Origin of the sequence: Pseudoalteromonas sp. UBA6610 (genome assembly GCF_002433295.1) — a bacterium.
Classification (GTDB): Bacteria; Pseudomonadota; Gammaproteobacteria; order Enterobacterales; family Alteromonadaceae; genus Pseudoalteromonas; species Pseudoalteromonas atlantica.
On sequence record NZ_DJHW01000106.1, the window covers coordinates 1 to 8,927 of the forward strand.

Below are 8,927 nucleotides of genomic sequence, written 5' to 3' on the forward strand. Positions count from 1 at the left end.
CTCGGTTTTTACTTAGCCCACTAGGTTACAAACCTCGCGCCGCGATTTAATCGCCCCTAGATTGAACAAATTTCAATCCGCAAAGTTCAACACGCCCTAATTACTTTTACCCCGAAAAAGAACTAAGTGTACCTGTTGATGTAAGCGTTCACTACAGCTCAGACCTAGAATTTGTAGAGCAAGTAACGCTAGAAGTTGCGCGCCAAGTACTAATTGACCATGAATGGGGGGTTGATGATTACAATACCTTTGTGGTGTATCACACCTTTGATAACTCAAGCATTAATTTTACCGTAATGCTGCGCGCAAAAGAGTACTTTAATCGGTTTTGGGTTAAATCTGCTTTTATTAAAGCGCTACACAAACGCTATAACCAAGAAGGTATTGTGATCCCCTTCCCTATTACAGCTATTAACACAGCGCAAGAAGCCGCTAATTTTAATAGCGATAAAAAATAAGCGCGAAATAAGCTCGCGCTTAAATTGCTTTAAAATTTATAGGTTACTTGGCCTACTATTTCTCGTGGGCTGCCCGGGAAGTGACCGTTACGCTCACTAAAGCCACTTACTGCGTATTCTTTATCAAATATATTATTAATATTTACGCTTAATACCACATCGTCAAAGCGCGTAGTCCAGCTCATATCAAATACAGTAAAGGGTTTAACTTTTTGGCCATCTTGGCTTATTTGCTCGCTTACGTAATTTGCGCCAAATGCTATAGACGAGTCGATGCTATCAAGCGCAAAACGCGACCATAAACCTGCTTGGTGGCGCGGCGCATTAGCAAAGCGAGAGCCATCACCGTAGGTGCTTGAAATAGTATCACCGGTCACACCTTCAATAACTAGTGTATCGTTGTAGGCGTAGTTAGCGGTTAGCGTCCAGTGCTCGGTTAAATCGCCCACCAGCGTTGTTTCAAATCCGCGGCTTTCTACCTCACCAATATTTAAAAGTGCTGCAATGCCGTCACCCGCGCCCGTGTCGTCGGGGTTACTCATTACTACGTTTTCTTTATTAATTTGGTAAATAGCAAAGGTGCTCATAATTTTGCCATCTAGCCATTGGTTTTTCATACCAATTTCGGTTTGTTTACCGGTTTCTGGCGTTAAGCTGCCCTCGCCTTCTACATCTTCTTGGTCACCCGATGATGCTGGGTTAAAGCTTTCTGAGTAGTTTATGTATAGCGAGGTATTTTCAACAGGTTGGTATGTAACGGCCACGCGCGGTGTTACATCGTTATCTGAGTAACTGTAACCGGTTTCTTTATTTAGCTCTTTAAAATAGTCGTAACGCAGGCCGGCAATCACGGTCCATTGCTCGTTAATGCTTACAACATCTTGTACGTATACGCCAAAACGGTCGGTTTCAACACCATCGCGGTTCATGTCGGTAAGGTTATAAGTACTTGGGTCGATTTCGCCGTAATTTAAGTCAAATATGTTTAAGTTAGCCACGCCGTCCGCTTCATAACGGGCGCGTAAGTAATCGTACTCGGTATCGACTATGTGGTAGTCGCCACCAAATAATACTTGGTGTGCTAATTGGCCTTGCTCAAAGCTATAAACAAAGTCGGTGGTTAAGCTTGTTTCTTCGTTGGCGCGGTATTGCTTTCGGTATTCGCGTTTAATGGTTTCGTCATCAATGTTTGCTTCACCATCGCCGTTTACATCTACCCAGCTTTGCGACTCATGGTAGGCTTGGTCACGTTCGTTATCCATGTAACGCAGTGTGCTACTTACAGAAAAATCATCATTAAAGTAATGCTTTAGCTCGGCTTGCAGCACTAACGCTTCCATGTCTTGGTAGTCAAATGCTTCATTTGCGTTGTAACTAGGGTCAACTAAAAAGTTGCCGTTGTCATCTACCGGTACACCACGTAAACGGTTACCGCCTAAGTCTTGCTTAATGTAATCAACAGTGGTGGTTAGTGTGGTCGAATCGGTTAAATCAAATAATAAACCAGCGGTAAACTCATTGTTTTTTGAATCTGCGTTATTACGAAAGCTGTCTTGCTCTTCGTAATAACCACCTACTCTGTATGCCATGGTGTCGGTTAAACCGCCGGTCATATCAAGTGAGGCACCATGTGTGTTGTAATTGCCAAGCGTTAGTTTTAGCTCTTTAGTTTGCGTATAACTTGGCTTTTTAGTCACATAGTTGATCATACCGCCTGGCTCACCACCACCATATAACGCAGAGGCTGGGCCTTTTAATACTTCTACACGCGCTACATTAAATAATTGGGGTACACCAAAGCCCGAGTACGGGTCGCCGCGTACGCCATCGTAAAATACATTGGCATCGTCTCTAAATCCACGAAAAGTAACGCCTGAATAACTGTACTCACTTACTCCGGCTATTGAGCGGTATAAATCGGTAATATCGCGCGCGGCTTGGTCAATAATAAGCTGCTCGGTTAATACCTGCGCAGATTGCGGTAATTTAATAAGATCTAAATCCGTTTTAGTCCCAATTTTACTTTCGGTTTCTAGGTAAAACTGCTGAGCGCGACCTGTTACTTCTATTGTTTCAATTTCTTTATTTTGCTCGGCAAATGCCACATTAGAAAAAGCAGAAAAAGACGCAGCAATACTAAGCGCCAAGTATTTTTGGTTAAACATGTTGATCCTGAAAAGAGGTGTATAAAACGCCGCGAATGATAACGACTATCATTACTATATGCAATGCAAATAATTTCATATTCATCCTTATTTTTCGAATTAATCGCAACTAAAATAGGTACTTAAAGACTTTTATGCTCACGTTTTATACATATTCCCTTTGCGCAGTGTTGAACCAAATAAAGAACTCAGATAGTGTGTATTTTTTATACGCTTTATAATAGCAATTCGCATTTATACTTAATCATTTTGTGGGGCTAAACGTGTCGCTACTTGCGTTAAAAAAATGCTCATTTACGACTGCATGGATGCAGAAGGTAGCGCAATACAGGAGCAATTGCCGAGAACGACTAAATAGCGAATTTTTTGCCTAGCTATAAACACGTTTTTCTAGCATCAAAATAAACCACTTAATTAAGCGAATTGGTATCAGCCTTTTTATGAGGAGCAAACCATGTTAAACCGACTATTTTTAGGGGTTATTTTACTCTCGGTCACGGCCGTGGCGAGTGCGAATGACAGCTTAGTACGTTTTCAAAGTAATTATTCTGTTCAAGAAACGGCTAACCGTTTTGAAAAAATAGCCAGTAACAAAGGGATAACCATTTTTGCACGGGTAGATCATCAAAAAAACGCTCAAAATGTTGATATGGAATTGGCCCCTAGTGAAGTGATTATTTTTGGTAATCCAAAGGTAGGCACACCGTTAATGCAGTGTCAGCAAAGTGTGGCGATAGACTTACCGCAAAAAGTACATATATCTCAAGACAACAATGGCCAAGTTTGGCTTACCTACAACAGCCCCACTTATTTGCAAGAACGCCACAATATAAAAGGCTGCGAAGAAGTACTTAATAAAATAGCTGTGGTGCTTAATAAGCTTTCTATGGCAACAGTGGCCAAATAATTAAAGTTATACCAAACCGCAATAATACTTAATTAAGCGAATTGGTATTAATATTAAATAACTTAAATAACTTAAATAACTTAAAAAACTTAAAAAACACGCAATAAAAAACCCGTTAGCTAACGGGTTTTTTTATAAAGTTATTAACACTTTTTTACGCGTGTATTAAGACTCAATAGCCAAAAGCTCTACTTCAAAAATAAGCAGTGATGCAGGTGGAATACTGCCTACTCGCTTTTCGCCGTAGGCTAATTGGTGCGGTACATAAAATATGTATTTATCGCCTGGGCTCATAAGTTGTAAGCCTTCGGTCCAGCCTTTAATAACTTGATTTAAACCAAAGCTTATTGGCGTTTTACGCTCTACTGAGCTGTCAAATACGGTGCCATCTATTAACGTGCCGTGGTAATGCACGTTTACTTTACTAGTAGGGTTAGGTGTATTTTCGCTTTCACCTTTGTGCAGCACTTTGTACTGCAAGCCTGAGGCGGTTTCTATTACGCCCTCAACTTTTGCGTTAGCGACAAGGTAGTCGGCTTCAATTTGCGCGTTAATGCCAGCTTGTTGCTTTGCTTTTTTACTATTTTGAAAAATTAAAAAACAAAATATAGCGATGATTACCGCTAAAATTATATTGATCATTTAGTGTTTTTCCTCATCTTCAGCGGCTTCTTTATCTTCTTCGCTATCGCCATTAACTATGTCGGCTATATCTTTTAAGCGTGCTAAAGCAATACCATTAACAGAATCCTCTGGGTATTCGCCGTCAATAATATCGCCGGCATCAATATCCATTAATAAGTTAAGTGCTTGGTCTACAGTTTCTACTGCGTAAATATTAAATTTACCGCGTTCAACCGCTTCAAGTATTTCATCATCAAGTACTAAGTTAACTTGGTTCGATTTAGGAATAATAACGCCCTGCTCGCCTGTTAAGCCGCGCATTTTACACAGCTTAAAAAAGCCTTCTATTTTTTCGTTTACGCCGCCAATAGCTTGCACATCACCGTGTTGGTTAATAGAGCCTGTAAGGGCAATAGACTGGCTAATAGACAAACTAGTAATGGCCGATATAAGCGCACATAACTCAGCAAGTGAGGCGCTATCACCATCTATATAACCGTAGCTTTGCTCTATGGCTATGTTAGCACTTAGTGTTAAGCTAAAGTGCTGGGCGTATTTGTTACCTAAATAACCGGTAAGTAGCATTACACCTTTTGAGTGAATTGCTTTACCTAGCTCGGCTTCACGCTCAACATCTATTACACCATCGGCGCCGGCGTATACGGTGGCGGTAATACGCGCGGGTGTACCAAATGACGTATCGCCAATGTGCAGCACTGTTAAGCCGTTTACTTTACCAATGGCTTGGCCTTGTGTGGCAATAAGCGTGTGGCCTTCTTTTATATCGCTTAGCATATTTTCGCTTATTTGGCCGGTGCGGTACTGCTTACCTTCAATGGCTTCATCAATATGATGCGCATCAATCAGTGTTTGCTTATCTTGCTTGGCGTAAAAGCTGGCCTCAGCCACCAGCTCAAGCACATCGGCAAAGCGCGCCGATAATTTATTATGGTGCTCTGCTTGGCGGTAGCTAAATTTAAGTAACCGCACCATGGCGGCCTCTGTGGTTGTGCACTTTAACGTTTGCTGGCAGTACTCACTCACTTTAGTAATAAATTGGTACTGAAGCTTATCGCTACTTGGTAAATAGTAATCAAAGTCGGCAAGTACTCTAAACAGCTCTGCAAATTCTTCATCGTGCTCACCTATGGTGTAATACAAATCGCGCGAGCCTAATAAAATAATTTTTACATCAAGAGGAATTAATTGCGGGCGCAGTGTAAAGCTGCTGCCTACTGAGCTGTCTTGATACGGTAGGTCGTTTTTAATTTGGTGCGTTTTAAGCGAAAGCTTTAAACCATCCCACACTTGCGGGTTGGCCATTACTTTTTCGGCATCCATAATTAAGTAACCGCCATTTGCACGGTGCAATGCACCAGGCTGTATAGAGCGGTAACTGGTTATAAGCGAGCCTTGCGATGTTGAATACTCAATTTTGCCAAATATATTGCCAAAGGTTGGGTTTGGCTCATACACCACAGGTGCGGCATCGTCTTCTTTAAATTCAACTAAAATGTTAGGCGCAAAAAAGTCGGTAAGCATGCCTTTACGGTCAAAGTCTTCTTTGCTTTCTTCGCTTTCATCTTCATCGTCTAGCCATTCAAGTACTGCGTCGATTATTTCTACGCGAATATCTTTTAAGTAGCGCAGCACTCCAATATGTGCAGCGTATTTATGCTCTAAGTCTTTTAATAGCGGCTTTGTAGCTTGCTCGGCTGTGGCCTTTTTTAGATTACGCTGTTTTTCTTTTGATTCGCGTTTCCAGCGAGGCAGCTCAATCAGCGCTTCAATTAAGGCATCTTCTAGTTTTTCTATTTTTTCAAAAAACTCATCACGAAGCTCTTCATCTAGGGCGGCAAATTCGTTATCGCTTAACTGCCTGCCTTCAACTAAAGGCGCAAAACCTACGGCGTTTTTCTCTTCTATTAGCGCTACGCTTTGCTCAAGCGCCATTTCTTCTACTGCGGTAATAGCGCTGTCGTAAGCGTCGTTAAATTCGCTCTCGATTGACTTTTTTTTGCGTTGATAAGCTGGGTTATCAAACGCTGCCGGAAAGGTGTCGAGTACTTCATCTAAAAATGAGTCTATGTCGTCACTTAACTGCTTGCTTTGCCCTGCTTGCATAAATAGCGCAATTGGCTCGCGGTGGTCGTCGTAATTATTAACATACAACCACTCGTTAGGTGTGGGGCGATCTTTTGCGTGCTGTTTAAGTTTGTCTTTTACGAGTGTAAATCGGCCATGCGCGGCCTCACCCATTACATAAACATTGTAGCCTGGCAGCTCCATCCCAAGTGAAAAGTCGAGAGCACTTTGGGCGCGTTGTTGGCCGATAAAGGTAAGTTGCTCTGGGTATGGATTGCTCATACACGTGCTAACGTGATTAGTAGAAATGCTCGGTGCGAGCTGTGAAACAGATAATGGCAGCAGTTTTTTCGTCATTCTAACTTCTTTTTGTACCAACATACTCGCTGGCTTTGGGCGTATTAAGTGGCCTACAAGCCACTTAATACATATATTTAGGGTTGTAATGCCTTACGGCTAAAATAAATACCATCACATTCAATGCACGGTGTAATTTGTGTAGCGTGATAAATATCAAAACTATGGGTGCAATTCTTACATACTAATGTGCCCATGGCTATCCATTCGCCTGCGTGATACATCCCATTGTGCTTAAAATCTTGGCTAAGGGACTGCCATTCAAGCTGGGTTTTGTCCTCTATGTGTGAAAGCTCATACCATAACGACTCTTTAAGCTCTTGCCATGCAAGCGAATTATAGTGCGATTCATTTTCCTGAACGTGTTCTATGTCGCGCTGCAAATAACTTTTATAGAGTCCGTATTTTTCTTTGCCTAGGTCTTTAAGTGCTTGCTCAGATTCAACAAATCGGGTCATTGCATCTTTTACTTCGTGATCTTTTACATCTTTTAGCCAATTAGTTAAATCGCTAAGCCATGTTTTATAATCTGCCATTTTATACTCCATCAAAATCAAGGGCGTGTTGGCCTTTAACATAGATAAGTATAGGTTAACCTGCACTGAAAGTGAGATTTTAACAAAACCGTGCTTATACGCTGTGATTAGGCTTTTATTTGGGGTATCCTATCGGCAATTTTTTATTAGTTTGCAAGAAGTCTGGAATCATAGATGCAAGAGCAATATAACCCGCAAGACATAGAGTCAAAAGTCCAAAGTTACTGGGAAGAAAACCAGGTATTTAAAGTCACCGAAGATGAGAGCAAAGAAAAGTATTACTGTCTTTCTATGTTCCCGTATCCAAGTGGCCGACTGCATATGGGTCATGTGCGTAATTACACCATTGGTGATGTTGTTTCTCGTTTCCAGCGCCTGCAAGGCAAAAACGTAATGCAACCAATGGGTTGGGATGCGTTTGGTTTACCTGCAGAAAACGCCGCTATCAAAAACAAAACAGCGCCAGCTAAGTGGACATACGAAAACATTGATTACATGCGTAACCAACTTAAGCAATTAGGCTTTGGTTACGACTGGGATCGTGAAATAGCCACGTGTCACCCAGAATACTACAAATGGGAACAATGGTTTTTCACTAAGCTGTACGAAAAAGGCTTAGTGTACAAAAAAATGTCAACGGTTAACTGGGATCCAGTTGATCAAACTGTACTTGCTAACGAGCAAGTTATAGATGGCCGCGGATGGCGCTCTGGTGCAGTGGTTGAGCAAAAAGAAATTCCACAGTGGTTTATTAAAATTACTGACTACGCACAAGAGCTTTTAGACGACTTAGACAAGTTAGAAGACTGGCCTGAGCAAGTTAAAACCATGCAGCGCAACTGGATTGGTCGCTCTGAAGGGTTAGACATTGAGTTTACGCGTACCGACAACAACGAAAAGTTTAGCGTATACACTACACGTCCAGATACATTTATGGGTGTAACTTACCTAGCCGTTGCCGGTGGCCACCCTATTGCGCAAGAAGCCGCTAAAAACAGCGATGCAATTGCAATGTTTGTTGAAGAATGCAAAAACACCAAAGTTGCCGAAGCAGACATGGCCACTATGGAGAAAAAAGGCATTGCAACAGGCTTTTACGCGACTCACCCATTAACGGGCGAGCAAGTTCCAATTTGGGTTGCTAACTTTGTATTAATGCATTACGGCTCAGGCGCGGTGATGGCAGTACCTGCACACGACCAACGCGACTATGAATTTGCCACAGCATACGGCCTAGACATAAAACAAGTAATTGCACCGGTTGAAGGCTCAGAGCTTGAAGTAAATTTAAAAGAAGAAGCATTCACTGAAAAAGGCGTGTTAGTTAATTCTGGCGAATTTGATGGCCTTGATTTTGAAGGCGCATTTAACGCTATTGCCGACAAACTAGAAGCACTGGGTGTGGGTGAGCGTAAAGTTAACTTCCGCTTACGTGATTGGGGTGTTAGCCGCCAGCGTTACTGGGGTTCACCAATCCCAATGCTGAGCGACGAAAACGGTAACGAATTAGCCGCCACCGAAGAAATGCTGCCAGTACGTTTACCAGAAGATGTAGTTATGAATGGCGTTACTTCGCCAATCAAAGCAGACCCAGAATGGGCAAAAGCAACGGTAAACGGCGTACCTGCTACTCACGAAACTGACACCTTCGATACTTTTATGGAATCGTCTTGGTATTACGCACGTTACTGTAGCCCACGTTACGACGAGGGCATGTTAGACCCAGCAGCCGCTAACTATTGGTTACCTGTAAACCAATACATAGGTGGTATTGAACACGCAATTTTACATTTAC

At 42.1% G+C, this 8,927-nt stretch carries 6 protein-coding genes and 1 pseudogene; 3 read left to right on the top strand and 4 right to left on the bottom strand.

Features of this window, described 5'->3' with window-relative positions:
- Window positions 1–98: 98 nt before the first annotated feature.
- Window positions 99–458 (top strand): annotated as a pseudogene (locus B4F91_RS14320) (mechanosensitive ion channel family protein); the annotation flags it as partial.
- 29 nt (window positions 459–487) lie between these two features.
- Here B4F91_RS14320 and B4F91_RS14325 read toward each other — a convergent pair.
- Complete coding sequence (locus tag B4F91_RS14325) at window positions 488–2,623, bottom strand: TonB-dependent siderophore receptor (RefSeq protein WP_286939046.1); 2,136 nt, start codon at window positions 2,621–2,623, stop codon at window positions 488–490.
- Window positions 2,624–3,077: 454 nt separating this feature from the next.
- On the opposite strand from B4F91_RS14325, the gene B4F91_RS14330 reads away from it, so the two are divergent.
- A complete protein-coding gene (locus B4F91_RS14330; protein ID WP_286939047.1) occupies window positions 3,078–3,530 on the top strand; it encodes a DUF302 domain-containing protein in 453 nt (150 codons plus the stop codon).
- Window positions 3,531–3,695: 165 nt separating this feature from the next.
- Here the strand turns inward: B4F91_RS14330 and B4F91_RS14335 are convergent, their stop codons facing one another.
- From B4F91_RS14335 to B4F91_RS14345, 3 genes are all read right to left on the bottom strand, one after another.
- Window positions 3,696–4,172, bottom strand: a complete 477-nt coding sequence (locus B4F91_RS14335) for an FKBP-type peptidyl-prolyl cis-trans isomerase (RefSeq protein ID WP_029772177.1) — start codon at window positions 4,170–4,172, stop codon at window positions 3,696–3,698.
- On the bottom strand, window positions 4,173–6,596 hold the full coding sequence (locus B4F91_RS14340; protein ID WP_286939049.1) for a Lon protease family protein: 2,424 nt from the start codon (window positions 6,594–6,596) through the stop codon (window positions 4,173–4,175).
- A gap of 77 nt (window positions 6,597–6,673) precedes the next feature.
- Window positions 6,674–7,132, bottom strand: a complete 459-nt coding sequence (locus B4F91_RS14345) for a zinc ribbon-containing protein (protein ID WP_004585924.1) — start codon at window positions 7,130–7,132, stop codon at window positions 6,674–6,676.
- A 174-nt stretch (window positions 7,133–7,306) separates the two neighbouring features.
- Here B4F91_RS14345 and leuS point away from each other — a divergent pair.
- The coding region (gene leuS / locus B4F91_RS14350; protein WP_288635917.1) for a leucine--tRNA ligase at window positions 7,307–8,927 on the top strand (1,621 nt) is incomplete at its 3' end.

Bases quoted from the DNA above. Each gene is read 5' to 3' on its own strand.
- B4F91_RS14325 (WP_286939046.1), bottom strand. From the start codon at position 2,623: ATGTTTAACCAAAAATACTTGGCGCTTAGTATTGCTGCGTCTTTTTCT.
- B4F91_RS14330 (WP_286939047.1), top strand. From the start codon at position 3,078: ATGTTAAACCGACTATTTTTAGGGGTTATTTTACTCTCGGTCACGGCC.
- B4F91_RS14335 (WP_029772177.1), bottom strand. From the start codon at position 4,172: ATGATCAATATAATTTTAGCGGTAATCATCGCTATATTTTGTTTTTTA.
- B4F91_RS14340 (WP_286939049.1), bottom strand. From the start codon at position 6,596: ATGACGAAAAAACTGCTGCCATTATCTGTTTCACAGCTCGCACCGAGC.
- B4F91_RS14345 (WP_004585924.1), bottom strand. From the start codon at position 7,132: ATGGCAGATTATAAAACATGGCTTAGCGATTTAACTAATTGGCTAAAA.